Source organism: Congzhengia minquanensis (assembly GCF_014384785.1).
Taxonomy (GTDB): domain Bacteria; phylum Bacillota; class Clostridia; order UBA1381; family UBA9506; genus Congzhengia; species Congzhengia minquanensis.
Map to the genome: position 1 here is coordinate 217,363 of NZ_JACRSU010000004.1, position 25,083 is coordinate 242,445.

Annotated in this window: 22 protein-coding genes and 1 tRNA gene; 13 read left to right on the forward strand and 10 right to left on the reverse strand. The window is 40.7% G+C overall.

The genetic code is table 11. The features are described from left to right. Positions 1 to 4 precede the first annotated feature (4 nt). Genes H8698_RS11255 through H8698_RS11270 form a run of 4 tightly spaced genes read right to left on the reverse strand, consistent with a single transcriptional unit; the run spans position 5 to position 3,631 of the window. On the reverse strand, positions 5 to 892 hold the full coding sequence (locus H8698_RS11255) for a Gfo/Idh/MocA family oxidoreductase (RefSeq protein WP_249313576.1): 888 nt from the start codon (positions 890 to 892) through the stop codon (positions 5 to 7). A gap of 15 nt (positions 893 to 907) precedes the next feature. After that, positions 908 to 1,975 (reverse strand): Gfo/Idh/MocA family protein, encoded by a 1,068-nt coding sequence (locus H8698_RS11260; protein WP_249313577.1) that lies wholly within the window; start codon positions 1,973 to 1,975, stop codon positions 908 to 910. Between the two features lies 1 nt (position 1,976). Then, positions 1,977 to 2,846: a sugar phosphate isomerase/epimerase family protein gene (locus H8698_RS11265; protein WP_249313578.1), complete on the reverse strand. Its 870-nt coding sequence runs from the start codon at positions 2,844 to 2,846 to the stop codon at positions 1,977 to 1,979. Between the two features lie 17 nt (positions 2,847 to 2,863). Further along, a complete protein-coding gene (locus tag H8698_RS11270) occupies positions 2,864 to 3,631 on the reverse strand; it encodes a glucosamine-6-phosphate deaminase (RefSeq protein ID WP_249313579.1) in 768 nt (255 codons plus the stop codon). 199 nt (positions 3,632 to 3,830) lie between these two features. Here H8698_RS11270 and H8698_RS11275 point away from each other — a divergent pair, with 199 nt between their 5' ends. Further along, positions 3,831 to 4,625, forward strand: a complete 795-nt coding sequence (locus tag H8698_RS11275; protein ID WP_283245460.1) for a ZIP family metal transporter — start codon at positions 3,831 to 3,833, stop codon at positions 4,623 to 4,625. A gap of 90 nt (positions 4,626 to 4,715) precedes the next feature. Here the strand turns inward: H8698_RS11275 and H8698_RS11280 are convergent, their stop codons facing one another. After that, complete coding sequence (locus H8698_RS11280) at positions 4,716 to 5,069, reverse strand: helix-turn-helix domain-containing protein (protein WP_249313580.1); 354 nt, start codon at positions 5,067 to 5,069, stop codon at positions 4,716 to 4,718. Between the two features lie 244 nt (positions 5,070 to 5,313). On the opposite strand from H8698_RS11280, the gene H8698_RS11285 reads away from it, so the two are divergent. After that, complete coding sequence (locus tag H8698_RS11285) at positions 5,314 to 5,535, forward strand: helix-turn-helix transcriptional regulator (protein ID WP_249313581.1); 222 nt, start codon at positions 5,314 to 5,316, stop codon at positions 5,533 to 5,535. 123 nt (positions 5,536 to 5,658) lie between these two features. Then, complete coding sequence (locus tag H8698_RS11290) at positions 5,659 to 6,699, forward strand: ArsR/SmtB family transcription factor (protein WP_249313582.1); 1,041 nt, start codon at positions 5,659 to 5,661, stop codon at positions 6,697 to 6,699. Between the two features lie 222 nt (positions 6,700 to 6,921). Here the strand turns inward: H8698_RS11290 and H8698_RS11295 are convergent. The 3 genes from H8698_RS11295 to H8698_RS11305 all read right to left on the reverse strand — a co-directional run bounded on the left by H8698_RS11295 (position 6,922) and on the right by H8698_RS11305 (position 10,840). Further along, positions 6,922 to 6,996: transfer RNA gene (locus H8698_RS11295), tRNA-Arg, on the reverse strand. 123 nt (positions 6,997 to 7,119) lie between these two features. After that, entirely contained in the window at positions 7,120 to 8,739 is a 1,620-nt protein-coding gene (locus tag H8698_RS11300; RefSeq protein WP_249313583.1) for a WG repeat-containing protein, read from the reverse strand. A gap of 49 nt (positions 8,740 to 8,788) precedes the next feature. Beyond that, positions 8,789 to 10,840: a right-handed parallel beta-helix repeat-containing protein gene (locus H8698_RS11305; protein ID WP_249313584.1), complete on the reverse strand. Its 2,052-nt coding sequence runs from the start codon at positions 10,838 to 10,840 to the stop codon at positions 8,789 to 8,791. 156 nt (positions 10,841 to 10,996) lie between these two features. Here H8698_RS11305 and lysS point away from each other — a divergent pair, with 156 nt between their 5' ends. Next, positions 10,997 to 12,484, forward strand: a complete 1,488-nt coding sequence (lysS, locus tag H8698_RS11310) for a lysine--tRNA ligase (protein ID WP_249313585.1) — start codon at positions 10,997 to 10,999, stop codon at positions 12,482 to 12,484. 819 nt (positions 12,485 to 13,303) lie between these two features. On the opposite strand, the gene H8698_RS11315 is transcribed toward lysS, so the two are convergent. Together H8698_RS11315 and H8698_RS13335 are read right to left on the reverse strand one after the other, a co-directional pair. After that, complete coding sequence (locus H8698_RS11315) at positions 13,304 to 14,137, reverse strand: MurR/RpiR family transcriptional regulator (protein WP_249313586.1); 834 nt, start codon at positions 14,135 to 14,137, stop codon at positions 13,304 to 13,306. A 105-nt stretch (positions 14,138 to 14,242) separates the two neighbouring features. Then, positions 14,243 to 14,377 carry a hypothetical protein gene (locus H8698_RS13335; protein WP_283245461.1) on the reverse strand — a complete coding sequence of 45 codons (135 nt, stop codon included), beginning with the start codon at positions 14,375 to 14,377 and terminating at the stop codon, positions 14,243 to 14,245. A gap of 207 nt (positions 14,378 to 14,584) precedes the next feature. Between H8698_RS13335 and H8698_RS11320 the strand changes: the two genes are divergently transcribed. From H8698_RS11320 to H8698_RS11360, 9 genes are all read left to right on the forward strand, one after another. After that, positions 14,585 to 15,988 carry an L-fucose/L-arabinose isomerase family protein gene (locus tag H8698_RS11320; protein WP_249313587.1) on the forward strand — a complete coding sequence of 468 codons (1,404 nt, stop codon included), beginning with the start codon at positions 14,585 to 14,587 and terminating at the stop codon, positions 15,986 to 15,988. A gap of 23 nt (positions 15,989 to 16,011) precedes the next feature. Then, entirely contained in the window at positions 16,012 to 17,436 is a 1,425-nt protein-coding gene (locus H8698_RS11325) for an FAD-binding oxidoreductase (protein ID WP_249313588.1), read from the forward strand. 13 nt (positions 17,437 to 17,449) lie between these two features. Then, entirely contained in the window at positions 17,450 to 18,520 is a 1,071-nt protein-coding gene (locus H8698_RS11330; RefSeq protein WP_249313589.1) for a (Fe-S)-binding protein, read from the forward strand. Beyond that, the gene (locus H8698_RS11335; protein WP_249313590.1) at positions 18,511 to 19,344 is read left to right on the forward strand and encodes a ketose-bisphosphate aldolase; all 834 of its coding nucleotides are present in this window, start codon (positions 18,511 to 18,513) and stop codon (positions 19,342 to 19,344) included. Before H8698_RS11330 ends, H8698_RS11335 begins: the two co-directional genes overlap by 10 nt. Next, positions 19,341 to 20,270 carry a carbohydrate kinase family protein gene (locus tag H8698_RS11340; RefSeq protein WP_249313591.1) on the forward strand — a complete coding sequence of 310 codons (930 nt, stop codon included), beginning with the start codon at positions 19,341 to 19,343 and terminating at the stop codon, positions 20,268 to 20,270. Before H8698_RS11335 ends, H8698_RS11340 begins: the two co-directional genes overlap by 4 nt. Beyond that, positions 20,245 to 21,033 carry a 5-deoxy-glucuronate isomerase gene (gene iolB / locus H8698_RS11345; protein WP_249313592.1) on the forward strand — a complete coding sequence of 263 codons (789 nt, stop codon included), beginning with the start codon at positions 20,245 to 20,247 and terminating at the stop codon, positions 21,031 to 21,033. The genes H8698_RS11340 and iolB overlap by 26 nt, the downstream gene beginning before the upstream one ends. Positions 21,034 to 21,362: 329 nt before the next feature. After that, a complete protein-coding gene (locus tag H8698_RS11350; protein WP_249313593.1) occupies positions 21,363 to 21,983 on the forward strand; it encodes a DUF4867 family protein in 621 nt (206 codons plus the stop codon). Next, positions 21,980 to 23,449 (forward strand): xylulokinase, encoded by a 1,470-nt coding sequence (gene xylB / locus H8698_RS11355; protein WP_249313594.1) that lies wholly within the window; start codon positions 21,980 to 21,982, stop codon positions 23,447 to 23,449. The genes H8698_RS11350 and xylB overlap by 4 nt, the downstream gene beginning before the upstream one ends. Before the next feature lie 3 nt (positions 23,450 to 23,452). Further along, the gene (locus H8698_RS11360; RefSeq protein ID WP_249313595.1) at positions 23,453 to 24,805 is read left to right on the forward strand and encodes an FAD-binding protein; all 1,353 of its coding nucleotides are present in this window, start codon (positions 23,453 to 23,455) and stop codon (positions 24,803 to 24,805) included. Positions 24,806 to 25,083 lie beyond the last annotated feature (278 nt).

Genomic DNA, 25,083 nt, shown 5'->3' on the forward strand with positions numbered 1-25,083 from the left:
CCCCTTACACTTCGGGAATGGTGACTGCTGTTTCCCTGTTTTCTTCAAACGCCCGTTTGGTTGCCCCAATTAAGATTACCGGGGCAATAAATTCACGAAAATCGGCAATTCCGCGCCCTGTTTGAATCATTTGATAAAAATCATTCAGTTCAGGGAGAAAATAGTCGTCGCCCAGATGAATGTTACAGCTTACTGCGTCATAACCGCTCTTATAGACGCTTGCCGTGTAGCCTGTGCCGAAAAAGGCGGTGACGCAAAAGTCTTCATAGCGGTAAACGGCGCGGACGGAGTTGTTTTCCCTTTTAGCCGTGACGCTTTTTACGTCAATGCCGAACACCGCCGTAATCATTTGCACTAGATGCTGGGAATAGAACCAGAACCCGCCGTAATCGTTTTCTAAATTTACCGGTGCGGTGACGTGGCCGCCCAAAACGTCGGCCCGGTTTTCTTTTACATATGCACTGAGCCGTTTGATTTCGTCGGTGTGCACCAAAGAGGAACCGCCGCAAATGGGTGCGCGGTGTTTTTTTGCCAGGGCAGCAAGGGCCGCCGCGTCGGCTTCGTTTGCCGTAATGGGCTTGTCAATCCACACCGGAATTCCCTTTTCTATGTATTTATATGCATATTTTAAATGGTTATCTCCGTGGCGGGCCGTCACCATAACGGCGTCGGCTTCGCTGAGAAAATCGTCGTAATGGCCTGCAAAATGCGGGCAGCTGCTTACCTTTGCAATTTCTTCATTTCCCTTCCGCCCATCCTCCCGGGAAATGTCGCCGTAAACGCCGATAAGCTCTATGTCTTGATACAGCCTGCTTCCGTCTTTGCCGGACAGCGCCGCGGCAAAGTGCCAGGCGTGGCTGTTTTCGCTTCCTAAAATCGCAACCTTCGTCATGTTTTGTTCCTCCGTTTAAAAGCGGGTTTCCGCCGGGTTTTGTGCGTGAATCAGCTCTGCTATGCGGATTTGCTGAAGAATTTTTTCCGGGCGAATGGCCAGGGGCGTACCCAAAGTGAAATGGCTGTGGACGTTTTCATAAAATTTAGCGGTGCCAAAATCGAAAGCAGTACAGCCGACCTCTTCTTCAAATTCGTGCCAGGTAAGAGATTCGCTGCAATATGCAGGAGATATGCCGTCGCATCCCGTGAGCGAGGTTAAGGTTAAAGGCGGAAGGGGCGCGGGGTCAAAATATTTCCACTTTATGTTTTTCTGCGTTGCCCGCAGGCTTCCGCGGCTGCCGCAAACTTTATATGTAAAATCGGAATAGGCGTCTGCCGGGTTTATTTCCACCTCAATAAGCGGCCTGCCGGGGCAGGTAAGAATTACCTTTGCATAATCCTCCGCGTCGCCGGCAGAGTTTATGTTTTTCAGGCAGGAGAACACAGCGGGCATCTCGTCGGTGTCCAGCAAATCCAGCGCCTGGTCCATGGGGTGCGGCCCGGTGTTGAGCAGTGCGCCGCCGTAGAAACGCTGGGAACACTGCCAATCCCACCGGCGGGAAAAACCGGAAAAGGAGATTGCAATTTCGTGAATGGTGCCAAGCTTGCCGCCTGAAATAATTTCTTTCACCCTTTCATAATAGGGTGCGAACCGCGACTGCTGAAACACCGTAAGAAAAACGCCGTTTTCTTTTGCCGCTTTTATCATTTGTTCACAATCCATGGCATATTTGGAAAATGGTTTTTCCACAATTACATTCAATTTGTGGCGGAGCAAATCCATGGTAATGGGAAAGTGCAGGTAAGAAAAGGTCGAGTTAATGACAACGTCGATGTTATTTAAGTCAAACAGCTGACGGTAATCCTCAAATACCGGGCAGCCGAACTCCTCTTTTGCACGGTTTCTGCGCGCTTCGTTTTGCTCGACCACTGCAACTACATTATAAAGTTTTTTTGCATCTTCTGTCAACAGGTATTTTCCGTGAATATCGCGGCCGCTTCTGCCCTGGCCGATGATTGCGGCGCTGAGTTTTCGTCCCATGTTACAAGACCTCCCTTTGTGCCTGATTGATTATATTTTTTAAATTCACAATGCATTCCCCGCTGGCGGCCTCGCCGCCAAGCGGAATCTGGCTGCCCTGTGGATTCTTTAAAGCACTGTCAGATATGGCGCCGCTTTTGCGGTAGTGGGTTTCCAGCACTACGGCACCGGAAAAGTTGGATTGAAGAAGTTCTTTTATAATAGCAGAATAGTCCACCAATCCGTCGCCCACTGCAACGCCGACAGCTTTTCCGCCAGTTTTCACTGCGTCTTTTACATGAACGTGGCAAAAACTGTTTTCCACAAACCGAAACCCATCGGGATATGGAATTTCGGCGGTGGGGCTGTAAATGTCGTTCCCCGGCTCATACAAGGATTTCACCGCCGGGCTATCTATATAATTTACAATGGCCGCCGTTTTTTCACAGTCGCAGGAATTTGTGGTGGGTTCCGATTCGATTAAAATGATGAGCCCTTCCCTTTCACACAAATCAATTGGCTCTTGAAATGCTTCCTTAACCATTTCCTTTGTTACCCGATCGTCCCGCAGAAAGTCAAAACAACGGATATAGGAAACACCGAGAAGCTTTGCATGCCGAACGGTTCGCGCAAATCCTGCCAGGTGGGCAGCCTTTGTCTGCTCGTCAAAATAGAAACATTTGTAAAAGGGCGACGAAACAGCAGCAATAGGCATGTGGTATTGTTCTTTTAATGCCTTTATTTTTAAAATGTCGTCTTCTGTAAATTCAAAAGGCCCTTTTTCCCAGGCAGACCGCAGTTCAACACAGTCAAGCCCGTGCCGTTCGGCAAATTGCAGGGCAATTTCAAAATCCTGCGACACCTCGTCTGTGATAACACCTAATTGAAACATGTTAAATCCCTCCTAATTTAAAGCAAATCCTGTCCGCTTTCCCCATCACAGTATAAAACGGCGTTTTGACAGCGCCTTAAAACAGATGCAGGGCAGTCAACCGAAATTTCGCCGTTTACCGCCGCGTTAACCGCCGCCCGCTTGGTTTTTGAGGGCACGGTGCAAAACAAATAAGGCGCGGCAGTTAAAGCCGGCACCGTTAGAGTGACGGCGGTTTTCGGAACCTGGCCGAGGGAGGCAAAACATCCGTCGTGCACCTGCTGTCTGCGGCAAATTTCGTCTAAGGGTACGGTTTTTACCAGGGAGCTATCTTCAAAATCTGCCACCCAGGGGTCGTTAAACGCAATGTGGCCGTTTTCGCCGATGCCAAGGCATACAATGTCGGCGGGATAGTTTTTTAAAAGCGTTTCATAGCGCCGGCACTCTGCGGCGGGGTCTTTTGCGTCGCCGTGAATCAGGTTTGCCGAATGAAGGTTTACCTTGTCAAACAGCGCGTTGTTTAGAAATTTCGCAAAGCTTTGCGGGTGGTTTTGGGACAGGCCGATATATTCGTCCATATGAAAGGCGTTCACCCTGTTCCAGGCAATCTCCCGGTTTGCGGCAAGGCCGGAAAGCACCTCGTTCTGTGAGGGCGCGGCTGCAAAAATCATGTTAACTTCTTTTTTTTCCTTTAACAGGAGCAAAATTCTTTCGGCAATATCCTCTGCGGCTTTCGCCCCCATTTCAGCTCTTGTGGAAAAGACGTAATACAACAAGCGTTCTTTTTTCGATTGTTTTAAAAGCATAAAATTCCTCCCTTTTTTGTTACGCATATTATATCCGACAAACGCTTTGCATGTCAACAAAACACAGAACAATCCCAAGGAAACGCAATATAAAAAAGAGCTTTGTGCCCTTAAGTTTGCGCAAAAGCAATTGACATTTTCGTAATTCCGTTATATCATAGAAAGAAATGGATATGCTGTTTATTATGGAGGGATTTTATTGCTTACAAGGGAACTGTTGTTTGCCCTTTTGGGAACGGGTTTTACATGCCTTGCCACCGTTTTAGGCGCGGGCATGGTGTTTTTCTTTAAAAAGGATATGTCGGATAAAACGCAGAAGATTTTTTTGGGTTTTGCCGCCGGGGTGATGATTGCCGCGTCTGTCTGGTCTTTACTGCTTCCTGCCATGGAGATGGCGGAAGCCCAGGGAAAAAGCCCGCTGGTTCCCGTAGGCGGCGGGTTTATTTTAGGCGGTGCGTTTTTAATGCTGCTAGACCAGCTTTTGCCCCATTTGCACATCGGCAGCACAGAGCCGGAGGGTCTTCCTTCAAAACTGCGCCGCACAACCATGATTGTTTTGGCCGTGACGCTGCACAATATTCCCGAGGGCATGGCGGTGGGCCTTGCGTTTTCTGTGGCTGGCAGGGAGGTCGGCCACGACGTGCTGGCCGGCGCAATAGCCCTTGCCATTGGCATGGGGCTGCAAAATTTTCCCGAGGGGGCGGCCATCTCTCTGCCGCTGCGGTCGGAGGGCATGAGCAAGGGAAAATCCTTTGTCTACGGTGCGCTGTCGGGCGTGGTGGAGCCGGTTTTCGGCCTGCTCACCGTGCTTGTGGCCGGAAGCGTTACAGGCATTATGCCGTGGGTGCTTTCCTTTGCGGCAGGAGCCATGATTTATGTGGTTGTGGAGGAATTAATTCCTGAGGCACATTTGGGGGAACATTCCCACATTGGCACCATCAGCGTAATGGCGGGATTTTTAATCATGATGATTTTAGACGTTGCTCTGGGCTGAGGCATGGGAGAATTGCGGCTGATAAAGGGAACGGGTGAATTATCGGTATGGTTTAAAAAAGCATGCCCCGCAAAGGTGCGCGGGGCATGCTTATTTTTTATCTTCCTCGTATTTCTGAACCATTTCTTTTATGCTGTAAATTTCATTTGCGGTAAGCTGCGGTTTGGCGCCGTTCCCCGTTTCAGCCATAGAAAAACTCTGCGGCGTTAGCGAATGTGTTGTTTCTGCAGAATAATCCACAGGTTCTGTGCGGCCTGTCAGCAAATAATCTGCCGTAACTTGAAAAAATTTGCACATTTCCCGCATTTTTTCAATGCCCGGCTTGCATCTGCCCTCTAACCAGTTGGTAATGGTACTGGGGGAAACGCCCAACTGCCTTGCCAATTTTGCCTTTGAAATTCCATGAACTTTCATGATGTTACATAAATTTTGTGAAAAATCCACAATTATCACACTCCAATTTTATGAAATAATAATTCAATATTTTGGAATATATATCTTGACAACTCCAATAAATTGAAATATAATATAACTGTAAACAAGATAAAACAAAAATCGACATCTCGTTGCTTTTCAATGTTTTTATACCGTTAACTATAACATAAAAAGCAGGTTTTGTCAATATTTGCCGCAAAAAAGAAAAAATACAGTTCACATTATGTAATTTGTTGGAGGGAGGATTTTTATTATGACAAATAAAGAAATTTCAATTTTTTGCAATAATGTTAAAATATTGAGAAAGAGAAACGGCCTTAACAGGGAGGAGATGGCACACATTTGCGGAATATCTGTGCCGGAATTAATACAGATTGAGCAGGGCAGTCTGCCGAAGAGCATCACGGTGGATATTGCAATTCGGCTTTTCCGCCATTTTGACATATCCCCGGAAAATCTATTTCGCCCGCTTTAAAACTGTTTTGCGGGCATTGATAAGCATAAAAAAGTTTATATTTTTTTAATTGTTTGATGTCATAATTCTTGACTTTTTTTGTTTTTTTGTTATAATGAAAGTAAAGAAGGTTGAGGTGATGGCATGTCTCAAATTCGTTTGTTAAAAGAACCGGGTTATATTTATGACCTGCTTTTTATATTTTATCTTAGATTTAATAAACAATATTATATTAATATGCTTGAAAACAGTGGAAAACAAGCTGATGTAAAATTTTTTAACGACATTCTGGAAAAATTTTCTGACATTCCGGATGATTTATATGTTTTTTTTCATGCCATTGAAAACGGACGCTGTTTTTTTGCAACACAATATTTTAATCCATATAAAGAACAGTTCACGACAACCTATAACTTTAAACTGATTCAGAAAGAACTGACAGACAGTGACCAGCTGCTTCGCGCTCTGATTCGATTTTATTTTTACGAAATTTCCGACGAGAAGATTGATGCGTGCATGAACTCTACGTTGGAACTATTTTCGCTGATAAAAACATCGCACTATTCCACTGAGGTAAAAAGCAAGCTGTATGAATTTTTTATTCACCCGGAACCATATGTTCGAACGCTGCATTTTGAGCTGATTGCAAAAGAATTTATGCTTTCTCAATATTATGAAAAGAATTATCAGAAAATTCTTGACGTTTACAATCAGACTACGTTTGAAATTTTAAGCAAAAAATTAAAAGGCTTAGATGATTTAAAATTTATAAAAAAAAACAATCAAGAGTCATTATATGTTTCCTATTGTCTCATAAATAAATTCAGCCTTAATTTTTTTGGTGTGCGGGAAGGTGTTGTTTATCTTCTTGGTTACGACTATCTTTCTATCTTAGATTTTGTAAAGAACAAGACGGATTTAAGTTTATTGGATTTCGGCAATGCGCTATGTGAAGAAAGCCGTGTTAAAATTTTGGAGTTACTGTTGGAACGGGAGGAAGTTACCTGCAAGGATTTGGAAAAGATTTTTAGCTTCTCCGGCTCTACGGCCTATCATCACATTACCATGCTGACGAGAATTGGGCTTGTAAAAACGCGGAATGAGGGAAAAACCATTCTTTACGGCCTAAACAGAAAGTACTTTAGCGCCATCATTGGCGTTTTAAGTAGATATTCAGAAAGATGACACGAAAGGGGGAAAGACATCATGAATAAAACCTGGAAAAAGCCTGTTTGCTCCACCGTAAAGGCGGATCAATTATCAGCTTACATTAAAGCGGCGGCCCGTTCTGGCTGTCATTTTTCGGTTATTCGCTAAATAACTAAGCATAAATCCCAGCAAGTGAAAAGCTTTGCCGGGATTTATTTTTTATAAAAAAATCGGAACGGAGCAAAGTCCGTCCCGGCGTGGCACCCCCAATAGGAATCGAACCTATAACTGCCCCTTAGGAGGGGGCTGTTATATCCATTTAACTATGGGGGCCAACGCAAATTATTATATCACAACCAATTTAGTTTGTAAAGAAAAATTTACGGGCATTTGAGCATAAAAAAAGACAGCACAGTTTCTGTGCTGTCTTTTGCAGAGGAGCTTAGTCGGCAGAGCTTAGTCTTCCATAAAGCTGAGCTCTGTGCAATAGTCATTCCAGCTGTATTCCACGCGGTTGAGGCAACCATAAAAGTCGCAGTAGGGCATTGTGGAGTATGAGGATGAAGATGAGGTTTTGGGTTTGTGTGTGTAGCAATAGAGCGAATCGGCTGATTTGTAGTTGTAACAATCGTCATTTGTGCAGAATTTTTCCGAATCATATGAGCCGACTCCGTCGTAACTGCAATTGATAAGCACCGTGCCGTCTTTTTTAAGAACGCCTGCTTTTTTGCCTTGCGCAAAGATAATGCCGTCGGGATAAATCTGGTAAATGTAGTCCTTACCGGAAATTACCTGGTTTCCCTTTCTGTCAATGCAGCCATATTTGTCTCCGGTTTCCACGGCGATTAAATCTTTGTCGTAACTGGAGTATTCATGCACATCATCAAACTGCGGATTGATGACGTAATTACCTTTTTTGTCGATAAAGCCGAATTGGTCACTGTTTTTGACCAGCGCCATACCGCTGTCATCAAAGGTTGACGCAGAATCAAACTGCAGGTTGATGACATAATTGCCCTTTTTGTCGATATAGCCGTATTTTTCGTCGTTTTTTACAACCGCCAGGCCGTTGTCTGCAAAGTAGAACGCATAATCGAATTGGGGATTGATGACGTAATTACCCTTTTTGTCGATGTATCCATATTTTTCGCCGCTTTCTACTGCCGCCAAGCCGTTGTCCGCAAAGTAGGACGCATAATCGAATTGGGGATTGATGACAAATTTGCCCTTTTTGTCGATGTATCCGTATTTTTCGCCGCTTTTTACTGCCGCCAGGTCGCTGTCCATAAAGTCGGACGCATAACTGAATTGGGGATTAATGACGTAATTACCCTTTTTGTCGATGTATCCGTATTTTTCGCCGCTTTTTACTGCTGCCAGGCCGTTGTCTGCAAAGTAGAACGAAGAATCGAATTGTGGATTGATGACAAAGTTTCCTTTTTGGTCAATCAATCCCCATTTGCCGTTGCTTTTCGCTGCTGCCAATCCGTGTTCATCGAAGCCGTTCGCATCCTCAAATTGTGGATTGATAACAAAATTACCCTTTTTGTCGATGAAACCGTACTTTTCGCCGTTTTTTGCCAATGCCAGGCCGTTGTCCCCAAAGCCGAACGCAGAATCGAATTGGGGATTGATGGCAAAATTGTTGTTTTGGTCAATGTAACCCCACTGTTCGCCTACCTTCACCGGAAGAAGTCCCTGACGAAACAAGGTAATTTGCTCGTCGCCTTTTCCCAGATATTTTTTTGCCGCGAACAGCCCCGCAGCTGCCAGAACCGCCAGGCACACCACCGCTGCAATTACAATCGCCGCGGTTTTTTTACCTGATTTTTTTCCTGCCTTTGTGCATGTGGAGCAAGTTCCGTCCGGCGCAAGGGGGGCACCGCACTGTGGGCAGAATTTTTGGAGGGATTCCGCCTCTTGAGGTGTCTCCGGCTGTGGCGCAGTTTCGGGCGCTGGGGAGACGGGCGTCTGTTCTGCTTGTGTATCTGCAGGGGATGTGTTTTCCGCAGGTGTCACAGCAGCGTCTGTGACTTTCTGGTCCGGATCAACCTGATTTTTCATTTCGTCTGACATATCATGTACCCCTTTCTGTTTTATAAATAAAGCTGTTTTACACGGTATCTTATTTTCTTACGCCTGCATCGTTTAAATTAAAAGGAACAAAGCCCAGTTTGATGGCAGGGGAATTGGGTGACAACGTAAAGTCACGGTTATCTACATCTTTAAACAGCGGGTTTGCCACAACCGAGTCGCAATCCATGTTGTGTTTTGCCGAAAATTCCGGCAGCTCCGCCTGAACCGTGTCGCTCTCCATGAGATAGGTCTTGTCGCGGCCATAGTCGTAGAACACGTTTTTCGAGCCGGCAATGGCATGGTTAAACTGGCCGTGATAGTTCACCGCATACATGGGCGAATTGTCTGCCACCACAATGTTGCGCTCAAAAATAATGCTAAGGTGCATTTCTGGTCTGCTGACACGGAGAATTCCGTCAGTGGAAAAGGCAAAAATGTTATTTCTCACGGTGTTCATGCTTCCGAAATGCTGGTGGTAAGCATTGTTTGAGAAGTTGTAGCAAATGTTGTTTTCAACGGTGATGTAGCTTGAGCCCTCGTCGGTGTAAATGCCCCAGCCGCCGTAGTGGCGGGCGTTTACGTCGTGAATGAGGTTTCCGCGGACAATGGTGCCCGGCTGGTAGCCCAAAAGGTAAATGCCGCCCATGTCGGAAAGCAAACCGTCGCCCAGGTTATAGATGTGGTTCTTTTCAATGATATTGTCGCGGCACACCGTAGGCTTGTAACCCCAAACCCAGCCCACAGAAATTCCGCTGTAGAACAGGTCGTGAATGTCGTTGTGGGAAACGGTGTTTTCAAAGGAGTGCATCAGCAATACGCCGCAGCCTGCAAAATATTTCCGGCCGCAGAACGAAATTTCGTTGTCGGAAATTTCGTTGCCGTATGTAAGGTTAAATGCTTCGCCTTCCGCATCTGCGCCGTTAATTTTAATGCCGCCTGCGCCGCCGTCGTAGAACGTGTTGCCTAAAATGTGAATGTTGTCGCAGCCGTCTTCAATGGATACGCCGTAGTGGCCGAAATTTTTCACCGAGCAGTTTTCCATGAAGCAGCCGTGAGCGCCGATAAAGCGAATGGTTCCCGGCGCTTTGTTGGCAGACTGACCGTCTGTTGCTTTGGGTTCAACATTTTCGGTGTGCATGGTGGCGGTGTCTAAAATCTGGTCGCTGTAATAGCCGCCGTCGGTGTAGCGGAAGTCTAAATTGCGAAGCCGGATATTGTTTGCCTTTTTGCCGTTTTCTGCGTCGCCGTGTATGTCTACCAGCATGGAAATAACCGGTGCATAGACGGAAATGTTATCAACGGTCTGACTGTTGTTTTTCGGAATGTAATATAAAATGCCTTCTTTTTTATCTAAAAACCACTGGTTGGGCTTAGAGAATTTTTCCGGTACGTTTTCTAAATAATATTCCATGGTGCTGGAATCTTCCGGAGATTCGCTGTAGCAGTGGTAGCCGGAGCGGTATTTTAACGTAACCTTGTTGGTTTTTCTGTCAAAGCTTTCAATAGGGGTGTGCTCGTCAACCCAGAAATGGGTGAAACTTAAATAGCAGTCCTCCACATTCTGAATGCCGTCCAAATCGCCGTCGTTGGCAATGAACCATTTAGAGCCTTCGTGCAAAACCTTTGTTTTCACTTCCACTTGCTTTGGAATGATGTGGCCTGTTTCCGGGTATCTGGGAAGCTGTGCGCGTTCGCCGTCAACATATAAATCGGCAAAAGACCATTTGCCCTCTTTCACCTCGGGAATGTTCACCGCAAAGCACTTGTGGCCGTTAAACTCCGATTCGTAAAACCCGGTGAGCTTTTTGCTGCCCGTGATGGTGGTGCGTTTTTCCATGTCGTAAGGCTCAATGGTTAGTCCGCAGACCGATTCGTCGATCACAATGGTTTCGGGCACGAACACCTCGCTGTCCATTATTTTTAAGGTGATGGGTTGTAACATTCCCACCCGGCGCAGGTTTGCAATTTGCATCAGCGCAAATTTAAAGGTTTGTAAGGGGCCGTTGCCCAAACCGTCTTCCTCCGGCAGAAAGCCCATGTTAATATCTGAGCCGTTTTCAGCCGAAATATAAAGGGTTGTCACGTTGCTGAAATTGTACATAACTTTTCTCTCCTTTTCATGCTTAATGAAGTTTCATTTATTTTATAGCAATCGTTTCAAAAAGTCAATAACTTCAAGAAAAATAAAAAAATTATTGTGTAAACAATAAAACTGTAGTATAATATTTGATATATACATAATTTTAGGAGGAATACCATGTCACAGGAAAATAATTCAGTGCCGGAGCTGAGTGAACTTTTGCAAATCCGGCGGGACAAGCTGACCGAGCTGGTGAATGAGGGGAAAAATCCCTTTGAACAGGTGAAATTTGATAAAACGCACTATTGTGCTGATATTGAAAACAATTTCGAATCTATGGAGGGCGAAGTTGTGTCCGTTGCCGGGCGGCTTATGTCAAAACGCGGCATGGGAAAGGTAATGTTCTGCGATTTGCAGGACGTTTCCGGAAAAATTCAGCTTTTTGTAAAGTTAGACGTGTTGGGTGAAGCGTCTTACGCCGCCTATAAAAAGCTTGACATCGGCGACATTGTGGGCGCAAAGGGAGAGGTGTTTAAAACCAAAACCGGCCAGGTTTCGGTGCGGGTTTCGGAATATACGCTGCTTTCCAAATCACTTTTGCCCCTGCCGGAGAAATTTCATGGCATGACAGACACAGATTTAAGATACAGGCAGCGCTATGTGGACCTGATTATGAACGAAAGGTCCAGACAGACATTTTTAAAGCGCACACAGATTATTAAAGAAATTCGAAATTTCTTAGATAATTTGGGTTTTATGGAAGTGGAAACGCCGGTGCTGCACACCATTCCGGGCGGCGCAGCGGCGCGGCCGTTCATCACGCACCACAACACGCTGGACATTGACCTTTACATGAGAATTGCCCTGGAGCTGCATTTAAAGCGGCTGATTGTAGGCGGGTTTGAAAAGGTGTATGAAATCGGCAGGGTGTTCCGCAACGAGGGCATGGACACAAAGCACAATCCCGAGTTTACGCTGTTAGAGCTTTATGAGGCCTATACCGACTATGAGCATATTATGAATTTAACGGAAGACCTATACCGCCATGTGGCCCAGGCCGTTTTGGGCACCGGCGTGGTGGAATATGACGGCGCGACGCTGGACTTTTCAAAGCCCTTTGAGCGCATTTCCATGGTGGACGCTGTAAAAAAATATGCTGGCGTAGACTTTAATGAAATTGAAACGTTAGAGGAAGCCCGCAAGGTTGCCAAAGAGCACCACATTCAGTTTGAGCCTCACCACCTGAAGGGAGATATTTTGAATTTGTTCTTCGACGAATTTGTTGAGGACAAGCTCGTTCAGCCCACCTTTTTAACTGGGCACCCGGTTGAAATTTCACCCTTGGCGAAAAAATGCCCGGGGGACAGCCGGTATACGGAACGGTTTGAGCTGTTTATTTGCGGCAGGGAATGTGCAAACGCATTTTCCGAATTGAACGACCCCATAGACCAGAAAGAACGCTTTATGGCGCAGGTTGCCAAGCGTGACGCGGGGGACGACGAGGCCAGCATGATGGACGACGATTTTGTTACGGCGCTGGAATATGGCATGCCGCCCACCGGCGGTTTGGGCATTGGAATTGACCGTTTGGTTATGATTTTAACCGGGGAAAACTCCATTCGTGACGTGCTTTTGTTTCCGACAATGAAGCCTTTGGATAAGTAAAGTGGCTTAAACACAGTGTTTCAGGGGTTTTAAAGCAGTTTGTCTTTATGTTTTACGACAGAATTACGACAAATGACGAGCCATGATATAGTAAAAAAATTAGAACACTATTGCTTTTATATGGGCGATAGTGTTCTTTTTGTATGTCAGGTGTACAAATACATTTGACTTTTTGGAGCGGAAGTTCTGTATCAATGGTATCTAATCATTTTACAAATTCATAGTGGATATAATTTCACCGAACTATTATAATATATACTTTCACGTCGTCCCTTCTGTAAAATCTTTACGAACGAATTAAATATTTACCATCTTCTAAAACGCCCATAAAATAAGGCTTTTCGGCACTTTGCGAAAATTGGATAAAAGTGATATTAATATAAAAGTCGTATCTTTTTGATTATGAAAGGATATATTCGGCGTGGAAAAAAGCGCATATTTCTTTCACTAATCAGTCCTATGTATTTTATTTGTTTGGTGCTATGCTGCTCTGTGTTAAACAGGGTATATACAAGGAAGAAGAATATGGTTACTTATTTGCAGACATTATGAGGAAGCAATCGGACACGGCTCTTTGAATTATCACACAAAAAGGGGTCGAAAGGCAACGTACAAGGAATATGAGAATACAACCGGAGAAACTGCTCCGTGGCCTAAATCCGATGTATTTACAGATGATTACAACAGCTCAAATAATGAATGAAAGTAATTTATAAGCGCCTTTATATGGAAGGTGCAGATAGAAAGCAGACTGTGAGAAATGCGTATAACATAGTTCTCACAGTCTGTTTTTGTAAATAACGAGACAATCCCAAATGGTTAAAACTTTTTGTTTTGCAAGGATTCCTCTGTCGTTTTTATTGTATTGAATGCTTTTTTATCTTGACAAGATATGTAATAATAAATTGCATTGATAATCGCAAGCTGTGCTATTCTTGAATTAAGCCCTAAAATACTGTATTTCGTTTCATTGGAAGCAGTATAAAGCGCAACATCGCTTTGCTTCACTATTGGAGATTTTCCGTTGTTGGTGATAGAAATAGAAAAAGCACCATTTTCTTTTGCGATTTTTAATGCATCTACAATATCTTTTGATGAACCTGAGTGGGAGATTCCAATCACAACATCTTTTTTCGTAAGATGAGAAGCGCTGATTGACTGCATATGATTATCACTAAAGGCAATTGCATTATAACCTAATCGCATAAGTTTATGTTGAAAATCCAAAGCCACTGCCGAAGAATTCCCAAGACCATATATGACAATCTTATTTGCGTTCATAATCATTTTAGCTGCAGTTTCAAGAGATTCTGAATCAAGGCTTTTTTTTGTCATTTCAAGAGAACAGTATATATCATTAGAAACCTTTTCGAATATTTCGATACAGGAGTCTTCCTTTGAAATTCCGTCGGCTATTTTTGTACTGCCCTCTTCTCGAGCAAATGAAATTTTCAATTCCTGATAGCCACTAAACCCAAGTCTTCGTGCAAATCGTACAAGCGTAGCCTCTCCACATTTGCACTCTTCAGCCAATTCACTTATAGACAATGATATAATTTTTCCAGGATTTTTTATAAGCCAGTCGGCGACTCTCTTTTCCGCACCACCCATTTTATCATATAGCATTTTTATCTGTAATGTTGTTTTATTCATAATTACCTCGCATTATATCCAAGAGCAATTTAACACATTTTTTGAAGTTCCATTGTTATATTTTCGAATATTTTACTTAACATGCAGTGATTGTATTTATGCAGTTTATAATCCATGAGGCTGAGAGTAGATTTTAAGTAATTCTAAAACAGTACAATTTTCATAAAAATCCGAAACATATTTTGAATCACAAGCATCAAGAGAAATAACTCCGTTTTCCACAAGCGTAATAAAGTCCATAATAGTCTCCTTGTAGGAATCTTGAAAATTATTTTCATTTTTAGTATATCAAAAAAACAAAAAAATGTCAATGATAAACCGTTTGAAAAAAAATATTGAAAAATATTTTCAGAAACTATTGAAAATTATTTTCATATATGATAGAATTTATTTAAAACATAAAAAAGTTTATGGAAATATTTTTCAAATTAAAAGGAGAGTGTTAAAATGTTGGATTTTAAAGTGAAAATCGGATTGATTCCTGATGTGCGTGATTTGTTTGATTTTTCTACTCGCAAAGGTATTTTTGAACCTGCAAAAGGTGTAGAAAATAAAAACAAAGTTTTAGAATATATCAAGAACAATTTTTCTGATGAAATTACCGAGTTTTGTGATTTGGAATGGCTCAATGACTTGGGAGTTGTGTATAAGAACTTTGATTGTGATAGAGTTTGTGAGTACTTAAGAGAACAAAAAGTGGATGCCATATTTATTATTAATTGTAATTTCGGAAATGAAGAGGTTTGTGGCCAAATTGCGAAGAAGATGGGACTCCCCGTTCTTTTGTGGGGACCTCAAGATATGGTCTTTGAGCCTGATGGACAGAGATACACAGACTGTCAGTGCGGTTTGTTTGCAATCAGTAAGCAGTTAAGGCGTTATGGTGTTCCGTTTAGTTATATAGAAAATTGTGAGGTTGAAGATGATATATTTAAAGATGGACTTCATCAATTTTTATCAGTAGTTACAATGATTAAAAACTTTAAAGAAATGAGAATTACACAAGTTGGTACAAGACTTAATCCATTTAAGAGCGTTATGTATAACGAGCTTGAGCTGATGGAAAAGTTCGGTCTTAATATGCAGACTGTTAATATGGCTGTTGCCGAAAAGCATTTTAACGAAATTATGGAAACAAAGCAAGACAAGCTTAAGTTCTCCCTTGCAGATTTGAAGGAAAAATATGATGTTGACGGGCTTGACGATGCTCTTCTTACAAAAATGCTTGCATTTGTTAATATGTATATAGAAATTTTTGAAGAAACTGATTCCGATGTAATGGCATCGGAGTGTTGGACGGCAATGCCTATGGCAATGGGCGCAAATCCTTGCCTTGCTATGAGCATCCTCTATGATATGGGATATATTGTTGCGTGTGAATCTGATATTTATGGAGCAATTACAGCAGCACTTTTAACTTGTGCATCAAGAGGAAAGGTTGCTGCAACCTTTGGTGAATTTACAACAAGGCACCCCGGGAATAAAAACGCAGAGCTTTTATGGCATTGCGGTCCATTCCCCTACTCAACAAAAAGAGATGACGAAAAGGCTATATTATTTAACACAAAACCCAGCTTTAGAGCGAAAGATGGCAAATATACAATTGCAAGGTTTCAGGCAGACCATGGTCGCTATACATTGCTCGGTGGCGAATATCATACAACAGAGGGTCCTAATACATTCGGCACATATATGTGGGCAGAATTTAAGGACTTATCGAAAATTGAGAAAAAACTAATAAATGGCCCATATATTCATCATATGGTTGAAGCTTATGGTAATTATAGTGAAATTTTGAGGGAGTTTTGTAAATACGTTCCCGAACTTGATTTTGACCCGATAGAGGAATAATATAAAGAAAGAAGGATTAAAAAATGACAGACTTTTTATTTGATGTAGTTGCAACCGAACTTGAGGATGCAGTCGGAAGAGAAAACTGTTCTACAAGAACAATTGATAAACTCGCACATAGTGTTGACTATTTCTGGCTTTCAAGAATGTGGGCAGATAGAGGCTTAAGAATGCCTGAAGGCGACTTTATAGTTGCGCCAAAGGATGCAAAAGAAGTTTCTGCAGTATTAAAAATCGCAAATTACTATAAAATCCCTGTTACAACATGGGGCGCTGGTGGTGGCACACAAGGTGGCGCTGTTCCGGTTTGTGGTGGTATTGTATTAGACACAAAGAGAATGAATAAAATTTATGATGTGAATGAACAGGGTATGTACATAGAATGTGGCACAGGTGCTATCTATAAGCATCTTGAATATGCCGCAAACGAAAAAGGCTATGCAACAATGCATTATCCATCTTCCCTTACATGTTCAACAGTTGGTGGATTTTTGGCTCATCGTGGAATTGGTGTATCATCAACTAAATACGGAAAAATTGATGATATGGTACTTCAGATGGAGGTTGTTTTGCCAAATGGTGACATCATTGAAACATCACCTGCTCCAAAACATGCAGCAGGTCCTGATTTGAACCAAATATTTATCGGTTCAGAGGGTACACTTGGTGTTATGACAAAGGCTCAAATGAGAATTTATGAACAACCTGAATCAAGACAGTTTAGAGGATTTTTGTTCCATAATATGACAGATGCTTTTAATTCAGGAAGAGAATTATTGCAAAAGTTCAAGCCATCAGTTATGCGTCTTTATGACGAAGCAGAAACTGCATCTTTAATCAAGAAAATTGTCGGAGTTGAAAAGAAAGGTGCATTTATGAATATTGCAATTGAGGGCGTTAAAGAAATGGCAGATCTTGAAATGAAGATTTTGCTTGAAACTTTCGCAAAATACGGAGCAGAAGATTTAGGCTCAGAGTACGGTGAAAAATGGTGGAAAGAAAAGATTACATTCTTCTACCCAGGTCATATGATGGATATTCCGCAATGCTTTGGCACAATGGATACAATCGCACCTTATGATAAGATAGAAAAGATTTACTGGGCGATGAAGGAAGCAATTGAAACAAACTTCCCACAAGCTAAATTTATCGCCCATTTCTCACACTGGTATGAGTGGGGTTGTATGATTTATGACAGATTTATTGTTGATGGCGATAAAGTTCCTCAAGACCCACACGAAGCTTTTAGACTTCATCAAGCAATTTGGAACTGCGGTGTAAGAACTGCACTTGCTAACGGTGGTGTTGTAAACGACCACCACGGTGTAGGCATCAAACTCGGCAGACTTATGAAAGAACAGTATGGACCTGCGATGCAGGTGTTTGAAGGAATTAAGAAACAACTTGACCCAAATGGTATTATGAATCCATTCAAGCTTGGACTTTAAGGAGGTAACTATAATGAATTTTTCGCAAAAAGCAAAAGAACATATAGATAGTTGTCGTTTCTGCTGGATGTGCCACCATGTGTGTCCCGTAGGTAATGCAACAGGATTAGAAAGAAACACAGCAAGAGCAAGAGCATTAGGGTTATCACTTGTTGCCCGTGGAGCTGTTGAATATTCAGAAGATATTATTAACAATGTTTATGAATGTACACTTTGTGGCGGTTGTATGACAGACTGCGTAACAGGTTGGGACCCAGTAATGTTTGCTAAAGAAGCAAGACTTGGTGCGGCTCTAGATGGAAAACTTCCTGAATATGTATTAAAAATGATAAATAACCTTACCGAAAAGGGAAGTATTTACGGTGCAGAAAAGAATCCAAATATTCCTGTTTTTGAAGATAAGGATACATTGTTCTTCTTAGGGGAGGATACTCGTGCTAAAGGCTGTGCTAAAGCTGCAGTTGAACTGTTACAGAAAGCAGGAGTAAAATTTGCTTTACTTGAAAATGAGCCTAACAGTGGTGCGTCAATGAACTTTTTAGTAGGTGCTGCTAATGAAACAAAATCTATGATGGAGGAATGTACAAAAATCCTTTCTTCCTATAAAACTGTTATCTGCTACGACCCTTATGATGCTGATGTAATACTTCGCGAATACAAGGAATGGGGCATTGATGTAAAGGCAGAGGTTAAGACATTTACTTCATATGTGGCAGAGCTTATTGAGAACGGCGCATTAAAAATTAAAAATAATGGCAAGTCATATACTCCTCAAGATAGTCCATATCTTGCAAGAGATTTGGAAGAAACACAGCCAATCCGTAAAATTTTATCTGCTTGCGGAACTGTAAATGAAATGTTATTAAACAGAGAACACACCGTTTTAGCAGGTCAGCTTATTATGGGTGAATATATGAATGATGTAATTGAAAAAATTGCGTCTAACAGATGGAGTAATGCCAAAAATATGAACACAAAAACTTTAGTTACTGCCTCTACTGCAGAATATGAATATTTGTCAAGAACGAAGCCTGAAGGTATGGAGCTTTTAAAAATTGAGGAGGTTGTTTTACAGTGCTTGTAAATCTTAAATATGTTTTAGATTTAGCGGAAAAAGGCAATTTTGCAATTCCTGCATTTAATGTATATAATATGGAGACAGTAATGGGTATTATTAAAGCTGCAGAAGAAACAAAAGCCCCTGTTATTATTCAAAATTATTCAAGACTTGTAACGAACGAGGAAGGCTATTATCTTGCTCCAATTGTTTTGGCTGCAGCAGAAAAGGCAAGCGTTCCTGTTTGTTTCCATCTAGACCATGGTGCAAGCGAAGAAGCTGTTGTACGTTCACTCAGATTTGGTGCAACAGGAATTATGATTGATAAATCACTTCTTCCATTTGAGGAAAATGTAGCAGCAACAAAGTCTGTTGTAGAACTTTGTAAAGCAGTTGGAGTAGAGGTTGAAGGTGAAATTGGTCATGTAGGTACTGCTGCAAATGGCGATGAACAGACTACCGAGTACACAACTGTTGAAGAAGCAAAAACTTTTGTTGAAAACACAGGTGTTGTTGCACTTGCAATTGCAGTTGGTACGGCTCACGGCAGATATAAGAAGGCTCCAAGGATTGCAATAGACAGAATTGCAGAAATTCACGATGCAGTTGACGCATCCCTTGTTTTACATGGCGGCAGTGGTATTCCTGATGAAGAAATTAAAGCTTCCATCAAAGCAGGTATCAGAAAAATCAACTTTGGTACAGACATTTGTTTTTCTTTCTTAGATAAAGTTTTTGAAACATCAAGGGATGTATATGCAATAGATCTATTTATGAAGGATGCAATAGAGAATGTAAAAGAGTTTGCAATTAAAAAAATTAAACTTTTGGGTGCGGAGAATAGAATATGATTAAGATTGTAGGAATAGGCGCTAATGTATATGATACATTAATCACTTTACCTGAATTTCCTGCAGAAGATACTAAAATGAGAGCAAATTCAACTTGCGTAAGCGGTGGCGGTCCTTGTGCAACAGGACTTGTTACCGCAAGCAAGCTTGGGGGTTCATCTGCTTTTATTGGTGTATTGTCCGATGATAATGCAGGTAAGTTTTTATTAGAAGATATGAAAAAATATGGTATGACAGACGAATATGTTGATGTCAAAAAAGGATATTCGTCTTTTTCCTCATATATATTGTTAAATACAAAAAAAGCATCACGAACTTGTGTTTTTAATAAAGGAAATCTTCCCGCTTTGGAACTTTCCGAAAAACAAAAACAGGTTATTTGTGATGCTGAAATTCTTATGGTTGACGGAAACGAAATGGAATCTGCAATTGAGGGTGCAAAACTTGCAAATCAATCAGATACAAAGGTTTTGTATGATGCAGGTGGATTGTATGATGGTGTAGAAAGATTGTTGCCATATGCAGATATTTTAATCCCGTCGGAAGAATTTGCATTAGGGCACACAGACAAAAAAACTGCAGATGAAGCGGCTATAGTATTGTATAAAAAATATTCACCTGAAGTTGTAGTTATAACACAAGGTAAAAATGGCGGAATTATTTATGATGGTAAAGAAATTGCAAAATATCCTGCGTTTTTAGTTGATGCTGTGGATTCAAACGGCTCTGGAGATGTATTTCACGGTGCATTTGCTTTTGCGGTCAGTATAGGTTATAATTATAAAAAAGCATGTGTTTTTTCTAGTGCCGTATCTGCACTTAAGTGTACAAAGGTAGGCTCAAGAGCATCAATACCTACTTTAGATGAAGTTAAAAAATTTTTAAAGGAGCGTGGATGTAATGAATTTGAAGAAAACATGGAATAAAAAATATGGTAAATCTGAAATAGTTACAAAAGATAATAGCCCATGCAAAAATATTGAAATTGACATGGTAAAATTAACAAAGGGTGATAAAAAAATCTATAGTGAAGCCGACAAAGAGTATGGTTTACTTATTTTAAATGGCAAATGTACAGTTGAAGGTGCAACATTCAAGTACGAAAATGTTGGCGAGCGTGAAACTGTTTTTGAGGGAAATGCAACGTGTGTATATGTCCCAAGAAATACAGATTTTACAATTACTGCTTGTGGTGAAGTTGCTATTGCAGTTTGTAAATGTCCATCAACTAATGACCATAAGCCTGCACTAATTAAGCCTACTGATGTTACCGGTAAAAAATTAGGTAAACCAGGCTGGGAAAGACATGCTATGTTTATACTTGATGAGAGAGTTGAAGCCGACCAAATTTATATCGGTGAAGCATGGATTGACGGCGGTCAGTGGTCTAGCTACCCTCCGCACAAGCATGATGATATGAATATGCCAACAGAAGCAAATACTGAAGAAATTTATTACTTCGAGTTTGAAAAGCCACAAGGCTTTGGTATTCAAAAGGTATATACAATGGAAGGAGATATTGACGAAACTTATACTGTTAAATCAGGTGATTTCGTTGAAATTCCAAGAGGATATCACCCATACCATTCAGCTCCGGGTTATAAAAGTTATATGCTTTGGATTATGGCAGGACCAATCAGAGGTTTTTATATGACTACGGATGAGGAACATAAATGGCTAAACAATTAATTACAATAAAAAGCACCTTTTTACGGCAGAAATAAGCACTATAGGTTGAAATTCAATCATAAAAAAGTTAGATGGCACAGAGTATATTTAGCAGGGCGCCCCTGATGTTTGGGCAAAAAGGGCGCCTATGCTTTTTCCTATTTATGGTGGTCTTAAAGAGGACAAATATGTTTTTGATGGGGAAAATATATACTTTCTAAATATGGTTACGCTTTAAAGAGTGAATTTGAGGGTATCTTTTGGCTTTAAACAAAAGAAAGGGTATCAATAAAATTGGTTCGGGAAAAACGCACGAAAGAATATATACAATGATAATAGAGGGATAAATAATGAAACTTCACACTATACACGACAAAGAATTTGCGCCTTACGGCAGAGTTATTGATTGCGACTGTAGTGAAATAATTGATATGGCAAAAAAAATTGAATTGCCAAAAGAGGGTTCAACATATCTTGCTTCAGTAGAAGATTTTGAAAACCTAGAAGTAAAAACACAACTTGAAAAGGAATATTTTGGAGAAATTCCAATTCAGGTGGGTTATTGTTTCGGTCATTCTACAAAGCTTAATGGTTTCGAATGGCACAAAAGTTCAGAAATAAATATAGCGGTAACCGATGCAATATTATTTTTAGGTAATATTGCAGAAATGGAAAATGACAGGTATAATTCAGAAAATGCAAAGGCGTTCTTGCTTAAACGTGGTGATATTGTTGAAGTTTATGCCACAACATTGCATTTTTGTCCTTGTGAAGTTACAAAAGATGGCTTTGGAGTGGTGGTTGTATTGCCAAAAGGCACAAACACAAATTTAGAACACACACCAAAAGACAAAAAAATGTTTAAAAAAAATAAGTGGATAATCGCACACGAAGATAATGACAATTTGTTGAAAAGAGGCGTTGTTCCGGGAGTTTATGGAAAAAACTTTGAGGTAGGTAAGGATATATGAAGTATTTACTAGGAATTGATTTTGGTGGGGGCGCATCTAAAGCCACACTTCTTTGCGAAAATGGTGAGATTACAGCAACTGCCGCATACGAATACGATACATATTATCCACAAAATGGATGGGTAGAGCAAAATCCTGAAGATTGGTACATTGCGACCAAAGAAAATATCAAGGCAGTTCTTGAAAAAAGTAAAATCAACCCATCGGATATTAAAGCAGTTGCACTAGATGCCGCAACACATACTGCAGTTGTTATGGATAAGGATTTTCATGTTTTAAGACCAAGCATATATTGGACAGACACAAGAACACAAAAAGAAGTTGCAATTCTAAATGAAAAATACTACAATATTATTTTGAAACAAGTTTTACACAATCCGGGAACAATATGGACTCTGCCACAGCTTATGTGGATAAAGGAAAATGAACCTGAAGTTTGGGAAAATGTTGAAAAAATCTGTTTTGCAAAAGATTATGTACGCCATAAATTAACAGATGATTATGTAACTGATCATATTGAGGCTGAGGGTAGTATGCTCTTTGACTATAACAAACAGTGTTGGTCGAAGGAATTATGCGATATTATAGATTTTGGTACAGAAAAACTCCCTCGAATTGTAAGCCCCACGGATTTAGTTGGTAAAATAACAAAAGAGGCTGCTGAAGATACAGGACTTTTTGAAGGTACACCTGTTATTTGCGGAAGCACCGATACGGTTATGGAGGTTTTTGCCGCAGGCGGTATAGAAAAAGAAGCTATGACGATTAAGCTTGCAACTGCAGGTAGAATTTGTGTCATTACAGATAAGACGTATCCTGACAAAAATCTTATAAATTATTCGCATTTTATTGACGGACTTTGGTATCCTGGCACTGCAACAAAAGCTTGCGCCGCATCTTATAGATGGTTTCGCGATACTTTTGGCGGGGATTACAAAGAATTAGATAATGAGGCGGAAATGCTGCCTATAGGATCGGATGGTCTTGTTTTTCATCCGTATCTTAATGGAGAACTTACACCTTATCAAAATCCAAAACTTTGTGCAAGTTTCGTAGGCGTCAGAGCGTATCATACAAAATCACACTTTGCAAGAGCTGTTATGGAAGGTGTTTGTATGTCTATGATGGATTGTTTGGATGCTTTGAAAAATATTGGTATCAAGTATGATAAAAAGGCAGTTGTTATAGGCGGTGGCGGAAAAAGTGCCCTTTGGCGTCAAATATTAGCCGACAGTCTTGGAATAACATTGGTTCAAAATAAATATTCTGATTCATCTTTTGGAAGTGCAATGCTTGCTGGTGTTGCAATAGGAGTATGGAATTCGGCAGTAGATGCCCTAAATATATGTAATGAAACTATATTCGAAACTGTGCCAAATATTGAAAACAATAAAAAATATAAATCACTTTTTGAAAAATACAAAAAAATACAACAGGCATTAGAATTAGTTTATAATGAGGATTAATTTATGAAAATAGTTGTGTGTGCAAAAATAATCAAAGGCGAGATAAATCCATTTGATGCCTGTGCGTTGGAAACAGCGCTTAGACTTAGTGATGATGTAACGGTGGTGTCTATGGCACCACCATCTGCTATAAATGAACTTACTCGCTTAACAAGACTTGGTGCTAAAGTTATATCTATAACAGATAGTGCTTATGCAGGGTCTGATACTTTGGCAACATCATATATTTTGTCTTGTGCAATAAATAAAATCGACTATGATTTAATCATTTGCGGAAGACAAACCATTGATGGTGATACAGCGCAGGTGGGCCCGTCCCTTGCTACAAGACTTAATATTAATCTAATAACAAATGTTTTGGATGTTTCTTTAAACGATAACACTTTAAGTTGTAAAACCCGTATTAAAGATGAAACTTGCACACTTCCTGCATTAATTACAGTAGAGAGGATAAATGAACTTAGATTCCCGAGTATATTTTCAAAAGCGGGAACTCCCATGCTTTGGAACAATATTGATTTGAAGGCAGATTTAAGTAAATGTGGGCTAAATGGATCTCCCACCCAAGTATTAAAAACCTTTGAAAACGAAAAAGGTAAAAGACATTGTAAATTTATTTCTTTTCATGAGTTAGATTCTTTAATTGATGATTTGCTTAAAAAAGAAAAATCGGGTATTGAATTTAGTCCGAGTAAAACAAAATTAAAATCGGTATGGGCAATCGGAAAAGAAGTTGAGCAAGAAGCGTTTGCAATTGCAGAAAATGTTATTGTTCTTGATGAAAAAGATCCATTTAAAATTGCAGAAATAGCAAGAAAAGATTGTCCGGATGTTATTCTTTGGAGTGCAGATTTATGGGGTAGAAAAAACGCACCAATTGTGGCATCGCTTTTGGAAACAGGTTTGTGTGCTGATTGTACTGCACTTGAAAATGATGGTGAAAGATTATATATGTATCGACCTGCTCTTGGTGGAAATATAATTGCCAAAATTGAGTGCAAGACGAAGCCCCAAATGGCAACAGTTCGCACAACCCCTGATTTTGCCGACATTATTGTTTCCGGTGGCAAAGGTGTTGCAAATAAAATAGATAAATTAGAAAAAATTGCATTGAAATATAATGCCGAACTTGGCGCTTCTCGTGGTCTTGTTGATATGGGAAAAATCCCATATAGCGCTCAAATCGGTCTTACAGGGAAAACGGTTTGCCCCAAAATATATATTGCTATAGGAATATCAGGAGCAGTTCATCATACCGTAGCAATTGAAAATGCAGATACTATAATTGCAATAAATCCTGATAAAGATGCACGTATTTTTGAATATGCAGATTTTGGTATAATAGATGAGTTTTAACGGCCAATATGTATGCATATATTTGTATATTCCCATTCGCTTAATGAAAACGTGACAACGTATGGTTAAGCTTAATGGTGTTATATATATTCAATATAGAACATATGCAGCAAATTTAATTTCAGTAATTTCATCAGAATACAATGATAGAATATCCTTGAAATTAAAAGGAATGAGTCCGGAGCAATACCAAACTCATTCACAAGAAAGTTAATATTAAATTTAGTCTAAACTTTTGGGTTCACTTCATATACGAGGGGTTATTTAATGTGTATGTT

Bases quoted from the DNA above. Each gene is read 5' to 3' on its own strand.
- H8698_RS11265 (WP_249313578.1), bottom strand. From the start codon at position 2,846: ATGTTTCAATTAGGTGTTATCACAGACGAGGTGTCGCAGGATTTTGAA.
- H8698_RS13335 (WP_283245461.1), bottom strand. From the start codon at position 14,377: ATGGACTTTATTACGCTTGTGGAAAACGGAGTTATTTCTCTTGATGCT.
- H8698_RS11300 (WP_249313583.1), bottom strand. From the start codon at position 8,739: ATGTCAGACGAAATGAAAAATCAGGTTGATCCGGACCAGAAAGTCACA.
- H8698_RS11350 (WP_249313593.1), top strand. From the start codon at position 21,363: ATGAAACTTCACACTATACACGACAAAGAATTTGCGCCTTACGGCAGA.
- H8698_RS11330 (WP_249313589.1), top strand. From the start codon at position 17,450: ATGAATTTTTCGCAAAAAGCAAAAGAACATATAGATAGTTGTCGTTTC.
- H8698_RS11290 (WP_249313582.1), top strand. From the start codon at position 5,659: ATGTCTCAAATTCGTTTGTTAAAAGAACCGGGTTATATTTATGACCTG.
- H8698_RS11260 (WP_249313577.1), bottom strand. From the start codon at position 1,975: ATGGGACGAAAACTCAGCGCCGCAATCATCGGCCAGGGCAGAAGCGGC.
- xylB (WP_249313594.1), top strand. From the start codon at position 21,980: ATGAAGTATTTACTAGGAATTGATTTTGGTGGGGGCGCATCTAAAGCC.
- H8698_RS11270 (WP_249313579.1), bottom strand. From the start codon at position 3,631: ATGCTTTTAAAACAATCGAAAAAAGAACGCTTGTTGTATTACGTCTTT.
- H8698_RS11360 (WP_249313595.1), top strand. From the start codon at position 23,453: ATGAAAATAGTTGTGTGTGCAAAAATAATCAAAGGCGAGATAAATCCA.
- lysS (WP_249313585.1), top strand. From the start codon at position 10,997: ATGTCACAGGAAAATAATTCAGTGCCGGAGCTGAGTGAACTTTTGCAA.
- H8698_RS11325 (WP_249313588.1), top strand. From the start codon at position 16,012: ATGACAGACTTTTTATTTGATGTAGTTGCAACCGAACTTGAGGATGCA.
- H8698_RS11305 (WP_249313584.1), bottom strand. From the start codon at position 10,840: ATGTACAATTTCAGCAACGTGACAACCCTTTATATTTCGGCTGAAAAC.
- H8698_RS11285 (WP_249313581.1), top strand. From the start codon at position 5,314: ATGACAAATAAAGAAATTTCAATTTTTTGCAATAATGTTAAAATATTG.
- H8698_RS11255 (WP_249313576.1), bottom strand. From the start codon at position 892: ATGACGAAGGTTGCGATTTTAGGAAGCGAAAACAGCCACGCCTGGCAC.
- H8698_RS11315 (WP_249313586.1), bottom strand. From the start codon at position 14,137: ATGAATAAAACAACATTACAGATAAAAATGCTATATGATAAAATGGGT.
- iolB (WP_249313592.1), top strand. From the start codon at position 20,245: ATGAATTTGAAGAAAACATGGAATAAAAAATATGGTAAATCTGAAATA.
- H8698_RS11340 (WP_249313591.1), top strand. From the start codon at position 19,341: ATGATTAAGATTGTAGGAATAGGCGCTAATGTATATGATACATTAATC.
- H8698_RS11320 (WP_249313587.1), top strand. From the start codon at position 14,585: ATGTTGGATTTTAAAGTGAAAATCGGATTGATTCCTGATGTGCGTGAT.